At 50.3% G+C, this 18,436-nt stretch carries 25 protein-coding genes; 15 read left to right on the top strand and 10 right to left on the bottom strand.

Annotated features, from left to right (window positions below; all coding sequences use genetic code 11):
• The 12 genes from MPL1_RS03005 to MPL1_RS02955 form a co-directional block, all read left to right on the top strand.
• Positions 1-479: hypothetical protein (locus MPL1_RS03005; RefSeq protein ID WP_009725655.1), on the top strand; the 479-nt coding region annotated here is incomplete at its 5' end.
• A 103-nt stretch (positions 480-582) separates the two neighbouring features.
• Positions 583-1,065, top strand: a complete 483-nt coding sequence (locus tag MPL1_RS03000) for a hypothetical protein (protein ID WP_009725654.1) — start codon at positions 583-585, stop codon at positions 1,063-1,065.
• A gap of 112 nt (positions 1,066-1,177) precedes the next feature.
• Complete coding sequence (locus MPL1_RS02995; RefSeq protein WP_009725653.1) at positions 1,178-2,452, top strand: MFS transporter; 1,275 nt, start codon at positions 1,178-1,180, stop codon at positions 2,450-2,452.
• A 66-nt stretch (positions 2,453-2,518) separates the two neighbouring features.
• Complete coding sequence (locus MPL1_RS02990) at positions 2,519-3,109, top strand: DUF5610 domain-containing protein (protein ID WP_009725652.1); 591 nt, start codon at positions 2,519-2,521, stop codon at positions 3,107-3,109.
• Positions 3,110-3,205: 96 nt separating this feature from the next.
• Positions 3,206-3,553, top strand: a complete 348-nt coding sequence (locus tag MPL1_RS14015; RefSeq protein ID WP_235045510.1) for an NAD(P)H-binding protein — start codon at positions 3,206-3,208, stop codon at positions 3,551-3,553.
• Positions 3,528-3,746: an NAD(P)H-binding protein gene (locus tag MPL1_RS14010; protein ID WP_235045509.1), complete on the top strand. Its 219-nt coding sequence runs from the start codon at positions 3,528-3,530 to the stop codon at positions 3,744-3,746. Before MPL1_RS14015 ends, MPL1_RS14010 begins: the two co-directional genes overlap by 26 nt.
• A gap of 131 nt (positions 3,747-3,877) precedes the next feature.
• Entirely contained in the window at positions 3,878-5,092 is a 1,215-nt protein-coding gene (locus MPL1_RS02980; protein ID WP_009725650.1) for an RNA polymerase sigma factor, read from the top strand.
• A gap of 94 nt (positions 5,093-5,186) precedes the next feature.
• Positions 5,187-5,621, top strand: coding sequence for a YybH family protein (locus MPL1_RS02975; RefSeq protein WP_009725649.1), 435 nt, complete (start codon positions 5,187-5,189; stop codon positions 5,619-5,621).
• 13 nt (positions 5,622-5,634) lie between these two features.
• Positions 5,635-6,450 carry a YciI family protein gene (locus tag MPL1_RS02970; RefSeq protein WP_009725648.1) on the top strand — a complete coding sequence of 272 codons (816 nt, stop codon included), beginning with the start codon at positions 5,635-5,637 and terminating at the stop codon, positions 6,448-6,450.
• A 10-nt stretch (positions 6,451-6,460) separates the two neighbouring features.
• Positions 6,461-6,844 carry a YciI family protein gene (locus tag MPL1_RS02965; protein ID WP_009725647.1) on the top strand — a complete coding sequence of 128 codons (384 nt, stop codon included), beginning with the start codon at positions 6,461-6,463 and terminating at the stop codon, positions 6,842-6,844.
• A complete protein-coding gene (locus MPL1_RS02960; protein WP_009725646.1) occupies positions 6,845-7,312 on the top strand; it encodes a VOC family protein in 468 nt (155 codons plus the stop codon).
• Between the two features lie 64 nt (positions 7,313-7,376).
• Positions 7,377-7,718 (top strand): zinc ribbon domain-containing protein YjdM, encoded by a 342-nt coding sequence (locus MPL1_RS02955; protein WP_009725645.1) that lies wholly within the window; start codon positions 7,377-7,379, stop codon positions 7,716-7,718.
• A 62-nt stretch (positions 7,719-7,780) separates the two neighbouring features.
• Here the strand turns inward: MPL1_RS02955 and MPL1_RS02950 are convergent, their stop codons facing one another.
• Positions 7,781-8,026, bottom strand: coding sequence for a DUF4282 domain-containing protein (locus MPL1_RS02950; RefSeq protein WP_009725644.1), 246 nt, complete (start codon positions 8,024-8,026; stop codon positions 7,781-7,783).
• A 79-nt stretch (positions 8,027-8,105) separates the two neighbouring features.
• Entirely contained in the window at positions 8,106-8,684 is a 579-nt protein-coding gene (locus tag MPL1_RS02945) for an NnrU family protein (protein WP_009725643.1), read from the bottom strand.
• A gap of 157 nt (positions 8,685-8,841) precedes the next feature.
• Here MPL1_RS02945 and MPL1_RS02940 point away from each other — a divergent pair, with 157 nt between their 5' ends.
• The 3 genes from MPL1_RS02940 to MPL1_RS02930 are packed head-to-tail and all read left to right on the top strand — an operon-like array spanning position 8,842 to position 12,459.
• Positions 8,842-10,179 (top strand): paraquat-inducible protein A, encoded by a 1,338-nt coding sequence (locus MPL1_RS02940; RefSeq protein WP_009725642.1) that lies wholly within the window; start codon positions 8,842-8,844, stop codon positions 10,177-10,179.
• Positions 10,176-11,861 (top strand): intermembrane transport protein PqiB, encoded by a 1,686-nt coding sequence (gene pqiB, locus MPL1_RS02935; protein WP_009725641.1) that lies wholly within the window; start codon positions 10,176-10,178, stop codon positions 11,859-11,861. Before MPL1_RS02940 ends, pqiB begins: the two co-directional genes overlap by 4 nt.
• Positions 11,862-11,871: 10 nt before the next feature.
• Positions 11,872-12,459: a PqiC family protein gene (locus MPL1_RS02930; protein ID WP_009725640.1), complete on the top strand. Its 588-nt coding sequence runs from the start codon at positions 11,872-11,874 to the stop codon at positions 12,457-12,459.
• Between the two features lie 290 nt (positions 12,460-12,749).
• Here MPL1_RS02930 and MPL1_RS02925 read toward each other — a convergent pair whose 3' ends face one another.
• The 8 genes from MPL1_RS02925 to MPL1_RS02890 all read right to left on the bottom strand — a co-directional run bounded on the left by MPL1_RS02925 (position 12,750) and on the right by MPL1_RS02890 (position 17,786).
• On the bottom strand, positions 12,750-13,568 hold the full coding sequence (locus MPL1_RS02925) for a hypothetical protein (RefSeq protein WP_009725639.1): 819 nt from the start codon (positions 13,566-13,568) through the stop codon (positions 12,750-12,752).
• A gap of 114 nt (positions 13,569-13,682) precedes the next feature.
• Positions 13,683-14,147 (bottom strand): hypothetical protein, encoded by a 465-nt coding sequence (locus tag MPL1_RS02920; protein ID WP_009725638.1) that lies wholly within the window; start codon positions 14,145-14,147, stop codon positions 13,683-13,685.
• A 487-nt stretch (positions 14,148-14,634) separates the two neighbouring features.
• Entirely contained in the window at positions 14,635-14,934 is a 300-nt protein-coding gene (locus tag MPL1_RS02915; protein WP_009725637.1) for a helix-turn-helix domain-containing protein, read from the bottom strand.
• Positions 14,927-15,241, bottom strand: a complete 315-nt coding sequence (locus MPL1_RS02910; protein ID WP_009725636.1) for a hypothetical protein — start codon at positions 15,239-15,241, stop codon at positions 14,927-14,929. The genes MPL1_RS02915 and MPL1_RS02910 overlap by 8 nt, the downstream gene beginning before the upstream one ends.
• A 127-nt stretch (positions 15,242-15,368) precedes the next feature.
• Positions 15,369-15,830, bottom strand: a complete 462-nt coding sequence (locus MPL1_RS02905; protein WP_009725635.1) for a GNAT family N-acetyltransferase — start codon at positions 15,828-15,830, stop codon at positions 15,369-15,371.
• Positions 15,827-16,531: a DUF6064 family protein gene (locus MPL1_RS02900; protein WP_009725634.1), complete on the bottom strand. Its 705-nt coding sequence runs from the start codon at positions 16,529-16,531 to the stop codon at positions 15,827-15,829. Before MPL1_RS02900 ends, MPL1_RS02905 begins: the two co-directional genes overlap by 4 nt.
• Positions 16,528-17,466, bottom strand: coding sequence for an aldo/keto reductase (locus MPL1_RS02895; RefSeq protein WP_009725633.1), 939 nt, complete (start codon positions 17,464-17,466; stop codon positions 16,528-16,530). Before MPL1_RS02895 ends, MPL1_RS02900 begins: the two co-directional genes overlap by 4 nt.
• Before the next feature lie 68 nt (positions 17,467-17,534).
• Entirely contained in the window at positions 17,535-17,786 is a 252-nt protein-coding gene (locus MPL1_RS02890) for a GlsB/YeaQ/YmgE family stress response membrane protein (RefSeq protein ID WP_009725632.1), read from the bottom strand.
• Positions 17,787-18,436 lie beyond the last annotated feature (650 nt).

The following is an 18,436-nucleotide window of genomic DNA, read 5'->3' as shown; positions in this document are numbered from 1 at the left end:
TCAGAGCGGTGTTTCTTGGCGAAGTGCACGGCTATTACACCCGCTTCTGGTGGTGGGATATCGTCTTGCACACCAGTTCTGGTTTCCTGCTTGGCATTGTCGGTTTTCTGCTGGTGTATGTGCTCAATGAAACCGAACAGATCGACATGCATATGCGTCCCGGTTTTGTGGCTTTTTTTGCCTTTCTGTTTGCGCTCGGCGTAGGTACGCTCTGGGAAATTTTTGAATTCGCCATGGATTCACTGTTCGGCACACAAATGCAAAAACCTATGCTCGGCGATCCTTCAGGTCTGACTGACACCATGATCGATCTCATCGTGGATGCCATCGGTGCCCTGATTATTTCCGTGCTTGGTTATGGTTATCTGAAAACCAAGGGCAACGAGTCTTTTCTGGAGCGCTGGATACAGAACTTTATCAATGCCAATCCAAGGTTGTTCAAGCGTAACTGGGGCAGAAAGAAAAACAATTCAGAATAATCGACAGGACATCTTCCCGGCTCATTTCAGGCTATCCGCAACTATTTGCAGATGGCTCAAGCCTCTATGATGAGCGTCTGACTTTCCGGTTTCAGGTGCTTGCATGGTCCAGCTGCTTCGTTATGTTTTTCTGTTCGCCTGTCTGATGTTGTCCGCTTGTGACAATGGTGAACCAGTTTCTTTGGGCGAGCAGAATGTCATGCCCGAAAAAGAGCTGCCAGTCTGGCTTGATGGCACCGTCAACATGACGCCACAGGAATGGCTGATCATGCGCAGCAGACCTGGCAACCAAGAAACAACAGCTGTTCCAATCAACGAGCAAAATGCGGTTGGCTTGCTGATTGACCAGGCCAGTGCCCGGTTTGATGAGAGTCACCGAATGGTCGCCAACCGGGCAGCTCAACTACAGGATATGCTTGCTGAGCATGATATCCATGAAGACGCCATCAGTCTGATGCAGTGGTTTGTTGATTTACCTGCCACGCAACACCCGCATAGTTTTTCAGCGATGTGCCAGTATTATTACAACATGCGCTCACAAGGCTATAGCCAGCAGGAAGTTGGTCAAGCACTATTGAAAATGTAAGCGACCTCGACCGCAAATGGCAACTCACTCTACTCATTCCACACGGCTGCTCGAAACCCTGCAAGAATGTTTCTATAATAAATTCAGTTGATCTCTCGCAAGCGCCCAAGTCATGGCAATGCAAGGTGAGCAGCGCCATTATTTTCAGCAGATAATCAACTTCATGTCATCAAGCACCTCATCCAGCTACGCAGATCTGATTCGCAGTCATTACGGACTAATAGGTGTGGCCTTGCTGGCCATGTTTACCGGCAATCTGGGTCAGAGTTTCTTCATCGGCCTGTTTCAAGCAGACATCATGGCGCATCTCGGCTTGAGTCTGACCCAGTTTGGCAGCCTGTATGCTGGCATTACCATGCTGAGTGGCTTTCTGGTGCTGCACTTTGGCGCCAAACTTGACTGGATTCCCCCAAAGCAATACGCCTCAATGGTTTTTCTGGCTTTAGCCAGCGGCTTGCTACTGTTAACGCTCTCCCCCTGGTTAATCGCCAGCCTGTTGGGACTGGCACTGCTGCGCTTTTGTGGACAAGGCTTGATGACCCATCTGGCAAGCACACTGGCCGCGCGTGAGTTTCAGGCAAATCGAGGCCGGGCACTGGGTTTGGTCAGCCTGGGTATGCCGATGGGCGAAATTCTGCTGCCGCCGCTGATTGCTTTGGCAATGATTTGGATGAACTGGCGGCAAATCTGGTGGATATTGCTGGGCTTGTTAATTATCTGCTGGCTGATTGCCCTGTTTCGTGTCGACTGGCCCGATGCGCCGCAAAACAAACAACAGGCTAAGCAAAAACAACAAACCGGCCAATCGCCCACCAGAGAATTACGCTTCTGGTTACTGATGCCAGTATTAATGGCCTTACCGATTGCACTGACCGGTATCTTTATTTTTCAGGCACAAATGACTGCCGACTTAGGTGCCAATATCACTACATACGCCATTGCGTTGATGGCAATGGGATTGTCCCGTTTCCCCGGTGCACTGCTGGGCGGTCGTTGGGTAGATGAATTTGGCGTTGCCATGCTGGCACGGGTTTACCTGTTGCCATTTGCAGCAGGATTACTGATTGCCGCCATTATCGGCGGTAATATCGGCATCTGGCTGATCATGCTGGGTGCAGGTCTGTCACTTGGCATGCAATCTCCCATTGGCGACAGCCTGCTGGTCAAAATCTGGGGTCGCGAATTCTTGGGGCGTTTACGTTCAGTCAAATCAGCCTTAATGGTTTTCTCAACCGGCGTCACACCGGCAATTGTCGGCCTGGCCTTGGATGGTGGCATTCACTTTCAAGCGATTCTTGCCGGCATGCTGATATTTTTGCTGATTGGCTGGTGCCTGGCATTGGCACCCATTCAAACTGCCAGCCAGTCAACAGAACCCTCAAGCTGATAATTATTAAAGAAGCGGCAAAAATTGCCGCTATTTAAAATATCACCATCGGCCGAGGGTTCACTTATGACATCTGCAATCCAACCATTTGGACAAACTGTCAAAAACATCGCGCAAGATCCTGCCAACAAAACAGAACGGCCACTGGGTCAGCAAATTTCTGAACTGGCCAAAAGCAGACAATCTCTGCTCAGTGAAGCCAAAAGTGAATTTAATCGTAACCTGATCGAAGTCACAATTTCGGTCAGCAACAGTCGCGGCGACTCATCAATGTCTTTGCTACTGAAAACCGCGATTGAAGGCATTAACGACGCACTCAAAGATGACTTTGGCGATAACGCGATTCAAAACGCCTATGAACAAGGTATTGATGTTTCGCCGGAAGCCACGGCAGATCGCATTGTGCAAATGAGCACCGCCTTTTTTGACGCCTACTACGCCAGTCGGCAAGACATGCCGCTGGAAGAAGCCTTGCAATCGTTTGTCGAAGTCATTGGCCGCGGGATTGATCAGGGCTTTAAGGAAGCTCGGGATATTCTCTCCGGGCTACAAGTACTGCAAGGCGAAATTGCCAGCAATATCGACAAGACCTACGATCTGGTTCAACAAGGTTTGCAAGACTTCCTGCAACAGCGATTGCCTGCCAGCGAAGAGTGATTCAAATACTTGTGGCTTGAGTTATGCCACAAAGCCGCCTAACCTGACCGTTTCAACACACATTAGCTGAGACATTGTGTTCAGGGAGGCCATGCCGTGGATAAAACACTGGTAATTGGTGCCAATGGTCAGATTGGCAAGCAACTGGTGCAGCAGATGTCCGGGCAATCCATGCCTGTCAGAGTGATGCTGCGATCGCAGGACCAAGCCTCTTTTTTTACCGTCCTAGGCGCTGAAGTCGTCATTGCCGATCTGGAACAACCCCTGCCCGATACCGCCTTTGCCGATTGTGACAAAGTGGTCTTTACTGCCGGTAGCGGTGGCAAAACCGGTGCCGATAAAACCATTCTGGTTGATCTCGTGGGGTGCCTGCAAAGCCGTGGATATGGCCAAACAACATGGCATCAAACAATTTGTCATGGTCAGTGCCCAAAATGCCGGTGATCCGGACAATGGCAACCCGGCCATCAAGCATTACAACGTCTGCAAACATTTTGCCGATGAATACCTGCAACGCAGCGGTGTGCCCTTCACCATTCTGCGTCCCGGACGGTTAACCGATGAACCCGCCACAGGCATATCACAACAACCCGCCCTGACAACAAAGACGACCGAATCATCAGTCGCGCTGATGTAACTGCCTGCATTGTGCAATGTCTGGATCACTCCGAAGCGATTAATCAAATCGACGAACTGTATCAAGGCGATATGCCAATCAGCGAAGCCTTTATTAAAGCCATCAAAGGCCGTCTGGGTTAACGACGCATCATGCAGTCCTTGCTTGACCAGCTTTATCAACAGCAATCAAGGCAAATTCTCGCCACACTGATTCGCCTGCTGGGAGATTTTGATTTAGCAGAAGAAGCCATGCACGAGGCCTTTGCCATTGCACTGCAAAAATGGCCCATCGATGGTGTGCCGGACAATCCACGAAGCTGGCTGATTTCCACTGCCCGGTTCAAGGCCATTGATCAGATTCGCCGCCAGGCCCGCTTTGATAACGGTTTCGACACGGTGGTAGAGCAACTGGCTGCAACCGATGAAGAGGTTGATTCCAATGCTATTGAAGACGATCAACTACGTTTAATCTTCACCTGCTGCCACCCTGCCCTGTCACCTGAAGCCCAGTTGGCGTTGACGCTGCGCGAAGTCTGCGGGTTGACCACCGAACAGGTAGCACATGCTTTTTTGCAAAAACCAACTACGCTGGCACAACGTATTGTCCGGGCCAAAAACAAAATCCGTGATGCCGGCATTCCCTATGAAGTCCCTGAGGCCGCACAACTGCCCGAACGGCTGCAGGCTGTTTTACAGGTGATCTACCTGGTATTCAACGAAGGCTATTCCGCCAGCAGTGGCAATCAGCTGGTACAGCATGATCTGGCTGGCGAAGCCATTCGACTGGGCCGGTTGTTATGGCAGTTATTGCCTCATGCTGAAGTGCAAGGCTTGCTGGCACTCATGTTGTTACAAGATTCAAGACGTGAAGCGCGAACCAATCCTCAAGGACAACTGCTGACCCTGGAGCAGCAGGATCGCAGTCTCTGGGATCAGGCACAGATTGAAGAAGGTTGTACATTGCTGTGGCAAGCCCTGCAATCCAACGACTATGGCCATTACACACTGCAGGCAGCCATCGCCGCTGTTCATGCCGAGGCTAAACAGTTTGATGAAACTGATTGGGCACAAATCCTCGGGCTGTATGACGTGCTTGTTCAACGTTACCCGTCGCCGGTGATCGCACTCAACCGGGCAGTGGCAGTCGCCATGCTGGAAGGCCCGGAAGCCGGCCTAAAATCCATTGAATACCTGAACGCTTCTGGTGAACTGGATAACTATCATCTGTTGCACGCCGCCAAAGCCGATTTTTATCGTCAGTTAAAACATCATGACAAGGCTCGGGCGGCTTACCAGCAAGCCCTGCAATTAACCACACAACAACCCGAAAGAGCGTTTCTTCAAGCCCGTCTTGACGCACTGTGATCAAACTCCGTTAAGAAATTTTCAGTCGCCTGTCGATTTTGCCGTGACTGATTCGACTACTCAGTGAAACCATCACGTTCAAGGGAGATTAGCCATGGATTCAACCCAACAAGTACAGCAACAAATGCAACGCTGGCAACAAGCCGTCATCAGCCAGGATGTCGGTCAGATCATGACTTTTTATCATGACAACGTACGAGCATTTGATGCCATCTCACAGTTGCAATTCAGCAATCGTTCTCAATATCAGCAACACTGGCAAACCTGCTTGTCGATGTGCACGCTAAGTAAATTTGACATCGACCAGCTGGATATCTATGCGGACGGCGATTTGGCGGTGTGCAGCTTCCTCAACCACTGTGGCGGCATTGATGAGCAAACCGGACAGGAACAAGCCTCATGGATGCGTGGCACACAGGTCTATCGGCAGATAAACGGCCAATGGCTGATCGTTCATGAACATTTTTCAGCCCCATTCGACCCCACCACCGGCGCTGCAATGTTCGATCTGATTCCCGAAGCCAGATAACGGGAACAGCACAATGAAATTCATCATTATCAGAAAAGCCGATGCCAATACCGAAGCCGGCATGCCGCCCAGTAACGAGCAACTATCACAAATGGCCGACTACAATATCGAACTGGCCAATGCTGGCATGTTTATCAGCGGCGACGGACTTAAACCCAGCCAACTGGGCGCAAAAATTCAGATTCGTAACGGTCAGCCGATTGTCACCGACGGCCCGTTTACCGAAACCAAGGAAGTTATCGCCGGCTTCACCATGATTACTGCCAACTCCAGAGCCGAAGCACTGGACTGGGCCCAACGCTGGCCTGAACAGGATGTCGATCTGGAATTAAGACAAGTCTATGAACTCAGTGATTTTGCTCCTGGCTCCGGCCTGAGCAAACATCAACAGCTTGCCGACAGGCTGCAAAAACAACCTGCCTCTACCAGCAGTTATCTGCTGTTTGACGGCAACTGCCGCGAAGCCTTTGCCTTTTATGCTGATGTGCTCGGCGGTGAAATAGTGATGCAGATGACCGCCGCTGAATCGCCCATGGCCGATGAAATGCCTACCGAGTTTGCAGACAAAATCCTGCATGTCTCGCTGCAGGTTGGTAGCTGGCTATTGATGGGATCAGACTGCCCACCGGGCATGTATGAAAAGCCACAAGGTTTTCATGTGCAGATAGGCTTTAACGATGTCTCGCAAGGCGAACAGACCTTTAAAAAACTGGCTGAAGGCGGTGAAATTATCATGCCGTTTGCAGAAACCTTCTGGGCCGAAAGGTTCGGCATGCTCCGCGATCGCTTTGGCACACCGTGGATGCTCAATTGCGCGCAATGTCTGTAAGGAGAAAGCCATGAAATATCTGGCATTGGTGTATTACCAGGAACAGATCATGAACCAGATGTCCCAGCAGCAATGGGACAGTCTCAATCAGGAATGCATGGCCTGCGGCGAACAATTACAGGCCAGCGGCCACATGCTCGGCGGTAATGCCTTGCAATCGGTGGATACCGCAACCACCGTCCGCTTACGGGACGGCAAAATCACAGTCACCGACGGCCCCTTTGCCGAAACCAAGGAACAACTGGCCGGATTTTATTTACTGGAAGCGCGGGATATCAACGAAGCCATTCAACTCGCAGGCAAAATACCTCCGGCGCGCTACGGCAGCATTGAAATTCGGCCAGTACGAGAACTGCAAAATGAGGCCAATATTTCTGGCGGCAAAGGGGCTTAAATGAGACTTATCAAACCCTGTTTATGGTTCAAGGATAACGCCGAGCAGGCGGTAGAGTTTTACCTGTCCGTCTTTCAAGGTGAAGAGATTGACCGGCTCTATTACACATCCGCCGGACCAGGTGTCGAAGGCAGTCTGTTATCGATCACTTTCCGACTCTACGATCAGCAGTTCATTGCACTGAATGGTGGCAGTGAAGCGAGCTATAGTCATGCCCTGTCACTGTGCGTTGATTGTCGCGATCAGGCTGAAATTGATCATTTGTGGCAAGGTCTGCTGGCCGAAGCTGGGCAAAGTCTGCAGTGTGGCTGGGTGCAAGACAAGTTTGGCGTCTGCTGGCAGATTGTGCCTGCCATCCTCGATGAAATGTTGCAGGATCAGCAGCGAGCCCCTGCGGTCATGGCAGCATTGCTGTCGATGGACAAGCTGAATCTCTCCCGCTTACAACAAGCCTATACTCAAGATTAAACAGACGTGATCCGGCAAAAAAACGCCTGAAAGCGTAAAATGGCCGGTTTGGTCGAGGTGATGAATGAGTGATTTAGCCAACTGCCCACAGTGCAATTCCGAATATACCTACCAGGATGGCACGCTGCTGATTTGCCCTGAATGTGGTTATGAATGGTCAGAAGAATCAAGTGCTGATGTAGCTGACAGTTCCGATGAAATTCGTGATGCCAATGGCAATGTGCTGCAAGACGGCGACACAGTGACGGTGATTAAAGATCTGAAAGTGAAAGGATCATCGCTGGTGGTCAAAGTCGGCACCAAGGTCAAAAACATTCGTCTGGTGGGCGGTGACCATGACATTGACTGCAAGATTGATGGTATCGGTGCAATGAAGCTCAAATCACAGTTCGTCAAAAAAGTCTGACAGTCGCTAAACCGGCTTAGCAAACACAAAAAAGGGCTCTTTCGAGCCCTTTTTTGTGAAGATTACTTTTCAGCGACCTTCTTGATGTTTTCGTGAATTTTAAACAACACGATTAGCAACTCACACCAAATCCGGGCAAACACACCACCCGCAATGATGGCAGCAATACCGCTAAGGAAGCCAAAGAAGCCGTTGCCGCTAAACATCAGGCCTAAACCGGAAATCACCACAAAAAACAAAATCAGCCAATAAACCAGCGTGATGATTTTGGGCGTCAGCATTGAATCGAAGTAAAAGATGTCTTTCATGGTCATTCCTTGTTATTGATAATTGAGTCATACGGACGCGTTCATCTTTTCGCTTCCGTGCGTTTTGCAGTTTCTGTTATCAACCAAACGGTTTAACGCCGAACAAGGCCACATGCAGATAGAGCGCAAACACCTTCCACAACACCAGACCAACCACGATGACCAGGATGTCAGCTTTCAGCGTCCCTTGGGCGCGGCTGATGCCAAGTCTGCGATCCCGGCGGCGCGATACCGCAAAGTTAACCACAGACCAGACCAGAAAACTGCCGAACAACAGTAAGGCAGCAACGGTGCCATTGGCAAGCAAATGTGCCAGCGCCCAGAGCTTGACCGCCAATAACATTGGATGGCCCACTTTCGCTTTGATTCGCGATGCTGGCAGATAAGTCGCCACCAGTAATATAAATGCAGGCAGGGTCAACAGGGCTGCCAGATGTCTGCTCCACACCGGGGCCACCCACAACACTTCTGGTGCCGCTTTGCTGGCAGAGTAGCCAACCACAATCAACCACAGACCAATCAGCGAAATCAGGGCATAAACGGCTTTCCATTTCAAAATGCCATGTTTGGCGATTTGCGCGGTTCGCCAGTCATCAGCAAAGATTCTGGTCGAATGAACCCCGAAAAACAGAATTAAGCCTGCAAGCAGTGTCAGCATGTTAAAACTCCAGATGATTGATTCAGATTGTGTACTACACTGTAGCCGGTTAAGCCATTGAAGTCTTCCCCCTTCGCTGGCTGATTGGGCAAACGCAATTGAATCCTGACGATTGTTATACTGGGCTTACACTATTTTTCTGGCGAGTTGATTTCGAGTGACCGAACGGCTGCAACAAAACACAGGCTATCCAGATATCGCGCCGGCATCACCAGAGAGCCGTATTTCATCGCGGCGATTACGTGCCTGTCATGAATGTGACTGGGTCATGGTATTGCCACGCTTGCGTCCCGGTGAAAAATGCACTTGCCCTCGCTGCGGTCATACTATTGTGCGCCGACATTTTCGGCCCGCTCAACGCAGCATGGCCCTGGCACTCAGTGCACTGGTGGCATTAATGCTGGCCGTGTCGTTTCCCTTTGTCAGCTTTGATGTACGAGGTTTTGGCAACAATATCGAGCTGACGCAAACCGCCACGGCATTACTGGGCTTTCACCAGCCAGTCATTGCCATTATCGTTGCGTTGACGATTATCGTGTTACCGGCGGTTTATCTGTTTGCAGTCATTTGGCTGCAACTCGGTCTGATGCAGGGCAAACCTCTGCCGTTCAGCCGCAGTATCGCCCGTTCACTGTCACATATGAATCCGTGGATGATGGCCGATGTCTTCATCATCGCCGCCCTGGTCAGCCTGATAAAAATTGCCGGCATGGCAACTATCGGGTTTGGCATCGCCTTTTGGGCGTTTTGCGCCTTTGCCATTTTGCTGTTGATGACCACACATTCCATTGATGCGGACTGGATGTGGTTTTCCATTGCCGGTGAACCGCAAGCACCCAAGCAGATTCAAACCGGCCAAACTGCCTCCAGTCAGGGCATGACTGGCTGCCCGACTTGCGGTCTGGTGAACAGTCTGGATGCTGATGGTCATGGCGAATGTCGCCGCTGTGGCGAACCTTTGCATGCTCGCGTACCTCACAGTTTGCAACGCACCTGGGCTTTGTTGTTTGCTTCGATGATCATGCTGTTTCCGGCCAACCTCTATCCCATCATGACCACCACGCTGCTGGGCCAGAGTCAGACGTCTACTATTCTGGGCGGTGTGGTGCAGCTATGGCAAAGTGGCTCATGGCCTATTGCACTTATCATCTTTGTGGCCAGTGTGGTGGTGCCCGTGGGCAAAATCATCGCACTAAGCTGGCTGTGTTTGATTGTGCGTCATACTGAAGAGCTTAAAGCCTCGGTCAGAACCCGGCTTTATCGCGTCACGGAGTTTATCGGACGCTGGTCGATGGTTGATCTGTTTGTGGTGGCAATTATGGTCGCACTGATTCGAGCAGGTAATATTATGTCTATTGAGCCGGGTTCGGCCGCAGTCGCCTTTGGCGCGGTCGTGGTATTGACCATGTTGGCGGCCATGACCTTTGACCCCCGATTGATCTGGGATGGAACACAATCAACTGAGCAACGCCAGTTTCAGGAAAGTAAACAATGAGTGATGACAGCAACACGTCGCCAAGTGAAGAAGCACGTCCGGATGTTCACCGGGCGGTTTCAAGCAAGCAATCCCGATTGTCACCAATCTGGATCGTGCCTATCGTTGCCCTGTTTATTGGCTTGTGGCTGGCCTATGACAGCTATAACCGGATTGGCCCACGCATCACCCTGACCATGCCCAATGCAGAAGGCATTGAGGCCGGCAAAACCATGATCAAAACACTGAATGTTGATATTGGTCAGGTGGAACAAGTCAAACTGTCCGATGATTTGACGCATACCCTGATTATTGCTCGCATCAATCCCGACGCTGAAGCCATGCTGGTTGAAGACAGTCGCTTCTGGGTGGTGAAACCTCGAATTGGTCGTGAAGGCATCAGCGGTCTGGGCACCGTACTCTCTGGTGCATATATCCAACTGGCACCCGGCCAATCCACCGAACCACAACGTGAATTTGCGGTATTGGAACAGCCACCCTCATCACTGCTCTATGCTGACGGTGTGCGCATCACGCTGGAAAGCGATCTCGGTCAGGCACTCCGGCCGGGCGATCCTGTTACCTACAAAAATCATGTGGTGGGCCGGGTTGAAAGCACCGAGTTTGTGCCAGAAACCCGAAAAATGCGTCACCAACTGATCATCGAAACACCCTACGACTCACTGGTGACAGAAAGCACCCGTTTCTGGTCAGCCACAGGCATTGATTTAAGACTGGATGCCGATGGCTTTCGAGTGAATGTCGCGACATTGGAATCTTTGCTGACTGGCGGCGTCACCTTTGGATTGCTGGAAGGTTTGCCGCCCGGTAAACCGGTCAATGACAGCAGTGTGTTTACGCTCTATGCCAACGAAGAATCGGCAAGACAAGGTGCCTACAACAAATATCTTGAGTATGTATTGATGGTAGATGGCACGGTCAGGGGTCTCAGAAAAGGTGCGCCGGTCGAGTTTCGCGGTCTGCGTATTGGCACCGTTCATGCCGTGCCCTGGCGTTTTATGTCCAGACAAAGTTACGCAATTCCGGTGCTGATTCGCATCGAGCCGCAACGCTTGCTGGCCGGAGATCCGGTTGACCTTAAGGAATGGTCAGAACGCATCGAACGCATGACCCAGGCCGGCATGCGCGCCAGTCTTAAATCCGGCAACTTGCTGACCGGCGCAGTTTTTGTGGATTTAAGTTTCCAGCGTGACATCACAGAGCCTTACGAACCCGCCACATTTGAAGGTCGGCCGGTATTGCCAACAGTATCCACAGGACTTGCCCAAATCGAGCAACAAGTCGCCGACTTGCTTGAAAAGCTCAATAACCTGCAAGTTGAGCCACTGCTAAGCTCGGTAGACAACACCATGAGCAGCACACAAGACATGCTCAATAATGTCGGAGAGCTCACACAAAGCCTGCAATCACTGACCCGAAGTCTGGAGTCGATGCTGGAAGATCCGCAAACGCGCGAAATTCCGCAAAACATCAACGACACCCTGAAAGAGCTGCAGCAAATCATGCAGGGCCTGACGCCAGACTCAGGGTTAGTTCAGGAAATGACGCGCACACTGCAACGACTGGAAAAACTGATGCGTGATCTGCAACCCGTTGCCAGAACACTGGGTGAACAGCCCAATGCCCTGATATTTGAGCGCCGTATCGAGGCCGACCCGCAGCCACGTGCACCGAGAGACTAGGAAGATACCAATGCCCATCAAACTGTTGCCACTATTACCGTTGTTGCTACTGCTGGCCGCATGCGCCGGCAAGCCGATAGCCGTTGAACGCTATACCCTGCCCGACGCCAACCAGATCGCAGGCAGTGACCGTGCACATCAACACAAGCTGCTGATACAACCGGTGCAACTGGCAGATTATCTGGATGGTGAAGGCATCGTGCTGCAACTGGATGACATTCGTATTCATCAGGCCAGAGAACATCTCTGGGCAGAAGCGCCCGGCCAACAAATTCAACGCGGCCTGCGTCACCGACTGGCCGTGCTACTTTCAGATACCCAAGTCACCACCGGCAACCGGATATCCGACAGCAATGCCATGATGTTGGCCGTTGAGTTCGAGCGTTTTCAGGGGCATTTTGACGGTATCGCCGTCAGCAGTGGCCATTGGCAACTGCTCAACCAACAAGGAGACATTCTGGCAACAGAAGCATTCCAGTTGAGCTCAGTACTTGATGGTGATGGCTACCCACAACTGGTCAGAGCTTTGGGCCGAAATCTCGACGCACTGGCCGAGCAAATCGCCAGAACAATGAAGTTGCTAAAAGCGGGGAGTTAAGTAACAGACCGTTTCTGAATCATTTGAACATTTGGGGTCAGTGTAAAAACTCAAGTGTCCGCTATTTTTACTCTGACCCCTAATAGTGACCCCAAATAGTGCGATCCACCGGGACAGCCGTGATATATCCTCTTCTATGCATAGAAAATAGTTCAGATGATCAGGCAGTTTGTAATGTTCTATTCCCATGCGGTCACATCCTTACGGCTAACGCCCGCGTAATGGGCTGGTTTGGAGCGTCAGCGGAAAACCAGTCCCAATTGACGCGTTTGTTATGCCGTTCCCAGCAGCTAATTTAGCCAAACGGCTACACTTGATTTAACTTCAAAGAACTTATCTATTTTTTGACGATCTTCTTCAGTGGTACTACCTATTAACCGGCCAATGAACGCACTACCAAAACCGTTTGTTGATGCCTGAACAAGCGGGTGTAGCTTACGGGAAACCTCAAATATAAAGTTGTTCTCGAAAGATATATTTCGGCCACCAAATGTATTCAAAGAGGCAACTTTTTGTGCATCAGCTAAAGTCAATGTTCCTCCAGTATGCACAATAGAATGGCGAAGCTGCCACAACGTTAAAAGTCTTTCTTTATCGTCATTTGTGAATAGCTGATATGGAAGCCCGAAACAACCAAAGTACTTATTGACTCGTTCTGGATCGTGCCAACCTGACATGGAATCTGAGAGGAGAGTGCCAACTGAACTTGCCCCACTTGCTCTATGAGCTGCTAAACGTGGCCAATCTATTTGAATGTTTGTTTCTTTAGATAATTTTTTAAAGAAATCATCGACATCAAAATTTGCTAGAAATACGGACAAATCAAACGTGCCGGCAAATAGGTATCTCTGATATGTTTCAAAATGCCCCATCACAGTAGGAAGTACGGCAACAACAAGGTGCTGGAGGCTGTCTATCGCATCCTTTTTGTAAGTTTCATTTTGATTTTTAGGGAAGTGGCGAATACATAGATCAATTGCACTTTTTGCTTCAACTGAATGTTTCAAAAATGCACTAGCAGGTGACTCCAAGTAGTCAGCATGACTTACGTGAGAACTTGTGCTCTCTGTAAGATATTCCTGAAATTCTTTCCTAGGTCTTCCAGCCATATTTAATCCTTTTGTTCGTTACCGCCTAAGGCATAACGCTTAGGTAACCGGCGCCGGAGCGCCAGCGGAGGGAACCAAAAGCGGTACGCTTTTGGCGTCCGGTTGACCGACTGGTTAGCTCTTCTCAGCACCATTTTTTGCATTCAACCGCTCGAATTCCTTTCGTTTCCAATCGTTAATTGGGTCTGAATCATCCTGCTGGTAATGCTTAAGAAGCCACCTCAAAAACCTGGCTTTCCTATCTATCTCAAATTTCAGTTCTCTGAGCTCTTGGCCGATCTGGTTTGATTCTGAGAAGTGTCGAAACCATTCCTCACTGCTGACCTCTTTCCCGTCGATGGTATAGGTAGTCCGGTCGCCCACTGTCTGTGCTTTGCTCTGAACGGCATATTTACTGTTCCATTCGTAGGCTATCTGCACATACCTCTTGAGCTTACGCCTGAGGTCTTCGTTCAAGATAAAAGCCCCAACCAATTTCCAGAGAATCAAATCTCGGAGGATGAGTATGGCGGGCAACAAAAAGTAGGTTGCCAAGCCGGCAGCCATGACTTTACCAATCGCTCCCCATGTCAGATCCATAGCTTTCCCTCAGAGCTAACAGCGTGTTAATAAGGCCGTTGGCCTCATAATAATTATTAGCGGGCGGCCTTTTAATTCCTGACCAATTACAGTCAACCCAGCTAACCGATTAAAATTAAATGATTTTTCAAATCTTAATTTCAGCGCTCTGGAAAAAAGAGGCCATTTGGACTGTGTTAAGAAATTAACCGGGCGGGAATAACTGGTGGAGAAATCGTGTGCTGAATTGAGGTCGCAGGGCGGCTCAACTGAGAAAAGCTGTCTCTGCTGAAAAGCAATTATTTGATCCATGGCTTCGAATCCCCCCGGTCCGTGGCTTGACTGTACTACTGCTTTTGCAATCAGGGCAAATCTTTGACCTGCTTGATCATAACGATATGGACAAGACCAATAGGGTTAGACAACATCGATTATATCCCCTACCAAGAGCAAATCGATCGAGTACCCTCTTGATATAGAGTCCCAGCAATCCGACAACAGCCGATTGTTAGCCCCTGAGTTTGTGATCTTCCCGGATCACCTCTGGATGACGGAAAGCAATCTCGATAAGTGCCTTTGCCGGGCCAGAGGGTTTACGTCGACCCTGTTCCCATTCTTGCAGCGTGCGAGGAGAAATATGCAGCACCTCGGCGAATTCTCGTTGTGTCAGGCCAGTCTTGCCGCGCGCCTCTGCCACCTCATTGGCTTCAACACGACTGGTTCGTGCAGCTTTGCCGGCTTTCATTTCTTTGACGGATTGAAGCAGCTTGTTGCCAAGCTCCTCAGCGCTCAGAGTCTCATTACTCATTTTCCAATACCTCACGAATCGATTTTAAGATATGCGCGGGGATATTCTCCTTGACGGCCTTCTTGTAGATCACCAACAGCCAGATCTCACCATTTGCCAGTCTGGTGAAGTAGATAACTCTTACTCCACCACGCTTCCCTGAACCCGCTACCGACCACCGAACCTTTCTGCATCCGCCACTACCAGGAATAGGATCACCAACTTCCGGATTGGCTGCCAACCAGGCAAAGAAGGCACTTCGCTCCTCCTCAGTCCAGATTTTACTGGCATCTGCTTCGAATGTAGGCGTTTCGATGATGGTAAACATAAAGCACAATATACGTCATTGACGTAATTCCGCAAGACTGGTCATCTGAGGCTTAACATCGCCAGCAGCGACCGAAAAACCAAAGCTAGCAGCATTTTTTGGCCTCTCCGGCCTATTGTTTGAGGCGCTATGGCAAATCTTTGACCTGCTTGATCATATCGATATGGGCAATACCATCTTCATCATAGGGTGAGCTGGCAACATAAAAGCCCAGTGATTCATAGAAGGTTTGCAGATAAACCTGTGCTGAGATTTTGATGTCAGTGTCCGGGAAGGTTTGCTCAGTGAATCGGATGGCTTCGTGCATCAGTGCCCGGCCAATCTGTTTGCCTCGGAATTTTTTAACGGTCATCACACGACCAATCGATGGCTGACCACCTTTTGTGCCCGGCGCTATCACTCTGGCGTAAGCGGCCAGTTCTCCTGCTACTGAAACAGTCAGATGCCAGGCGTGCAGATCCAAATCATCGGTTTCCTGATACGGGCACTGCTGCTCAACCACAAACACCGATTCGCGGGCTTTGATGATTTGATAAAGATTCAGGACAGTTAAAGACTCTAAACGTGACCAGTTAAAGTCGAGCTTCATATAAATTGATCCTGCTTCATCATCCAACCGGCAACGCTTTTACAGAGCAATCCGAGCAGTGCTGTTGCCAATACACTGAACAATATAAGACTCCACGTGGTGCCGAGCACTGTCCATGTCAGTGCTGAAATTAACAGCCACAGTGCTGGAATCAGTGACAGCAGCCAGAGTCTCCAGCCGCTGAATACTATCAAGACAAACCCCAGTGTAGTGATGGCAGTTGGGTCGGCGTGAATGCCGAAGATTTCTGCTTGTGTCCATGTGTGAGCGATCATCACCGATAACATTGGCAACGCGATTAAGCCTGCAAGAACAATGGCCCAGCCGATGACGACTGGCAGGGTGGTGAGTATGTGTTGTTTAACTGGTGATTTATCGACACCAGCCCCACTGAGAGCCACTAGTAGCAATAGCAAACTCTGGGCGAAGAAAAAATAGCCGATATTGCCACCGGCCCAGTTAAGTTCGGCATAGTGCTGGATAAAAAAGCCATAGCCGACAAACGCCCAGATGGGTGCCAGAAGCAGGCATAGCAATCGGCTGTGATGTCTTATAGCCAAGCACAGTGCGGAGATACCCAACAACAATGTCAGGATTTGCAGTGGCCAAAAACTCTCATTGAGGCGTTCCAGCAGGCGCAGATAAATATCGACAGTGAAAGGAATAAAATCCTGTAGCTGATAGCTGGACCAGTCGTTCATAGCGATTCGATATAGCGCACCATTTTTTCTCGGGTGCTGGCCGAAGGCATGGGATTAAGTCCGGCGCGCATATTTTCCCGCAGATGCTCGACCCGTGTCGTGGCTGGAATGGCGCAGGTAACGGCCGGGTGACTGACGATAAACTTCAATAAAAACTCGGCCCAACTGGTGCAGCCGCATTCGGCCTCTGCCCACTCAGGCAAGGGGGTATTTCGTCGTTTCAGATCCTGAATCAGACGTCCCCCATCAAATGGCCGGTTGGCGATGACCGCGATGCCTTTTTCTTGTGCCAATGGCAGCAAGCGGTTTTCCACGGCACGTTGATTGATGCTGTAACTGAGTTGCACAAAGTCGATAGCTTCCGATGCCATGATTTGCTCAAAGTCCTGATGACGACGGCCATGTGAAGTGGTGATACCGACATAACCGATTCGGCCTTCGGCTTTCATTTCCATGAGCGCCGCCAGATGTTCTTGCCAATCCGTCAGGTTGTGCACCTGTACCAGATCAAAATAATCAAGTTGCCAGCGTGACTTTAAATCAGCGACTTGCTCATACGCCGAACCACCAGCGGGGCTCCAGACTTTTTCTGCGGAAAACAGCGTGTCTGGCGTGCCCAGCTTGTTTAAAGCATGTCCCATCACGTCCGGCGCTGAGCCGTACATGGGGGATGAATCAATCATGCCGCCGCCGAGCTCGAAAAAAGCTTTGACCACTTCGGCGCGTGCATCCATCAATTGTGGATCGCTGCCGACATTGAACGTACGCCAGGTACCCAGGCCAATCACTGGCAGTGTTTTGTCATGATTTGAATAGCGTTTGAGCAGGCGGTTTTCATTACTTGCCGCCAGTAGTGACCATGAGGGCAACATTGACGCCGCCAGACCGGCGCCGAGCAGTTTGAGACCTTGTCTGCGTGTGAAGCGATTGTGCATCAAACCCTCCCCTTCGATAGCTTCTGGAGATAGACCTTTTCAGATTACTCGCACCACGGCGAGCAGCTTTAGACTCTTTTGATAATGCTGATGAGGTAGAGCAATATCACCGCGCCAATGGTTGCCGTCACAATGGCTCCCAGCAAACCGCCCGTGGTAATGCCAAGCAAGCCAAAGACAAAACCACCCACCATCGCCCCGATAATGCCCACGATGATATTGCCAAGCAGGCCAAAACCGCGCCCTTTCAGGATTTGTCCGGCCAGCCAACCAGCCAGCGCACCAATCGCCAAAAAGATAATCAAGCTCATGATATCCATAATGCCTCCAAGCGTTTTTAGGTTTATAAAATCGAGACCAGCGGTTTTGTGAAAAGTGAATAACCGACCTGAATTGCGACTCTCGATGTTGAGGATAATTCCGAATTTTTTCTTTGAAAAGACAATGGTTTGTGTTTTTGGGTGCGGAAAAGTCTGGAATCTGCTGCAACGTTCTTTCTGAATTCAGATTCCCGCATGCGCGAGAATGACGGTTCGGATAGAGTGGCGGCTGTGATTGTTGGGCTTCGCTTTGGCTCAGCCGCAACCTACGGTAGTCCTGCCTCGAACATGCTCTCTGCCTACACCCGTCATTCCGGAAAACGCTCGGCGTTTGTCCGGAATCCGCTGCATCGTTCTTTCTGAATTCAGATTCCCGCATGCGCGAGAATGATGGTTCGGATAGATTGGCGGCTGTGATTATTGAGCTTCGCTTTGGCTCAGCCGCAACCTACGGTAGTCATGCCTGCAACACGCTGTCCCTTCACCGTCATTCCGAAAAACGCTCGGCGTTTGTCCGGAATCTGCTGCATCGTTCTTTCTGAATTCAGATTCCCGCATGCGCGGGAATGACGGTTCGGATAGAGTGGTGGCTGTGATTGTTGGGCTTCGCTTTGGCTCAGCCGCAACCTACGGTAGTCGTGGCCGAAACG

It is taken from the genome of Methylophaga lonarensis MPL (assembly GCF_000349205.1).
Classification (GTDB): domain Bacteria; phylum Pseudomonadota; class Gammaproteobacteria; order Nitrosococcales; family Methylophagaceae; genus Methylophaga; species Methylophaga lonarensis.
Note: the sequence above shows the minus strand (reverse complement) of the source record. Positions and strands in the feature narration are given on the sequence as shown.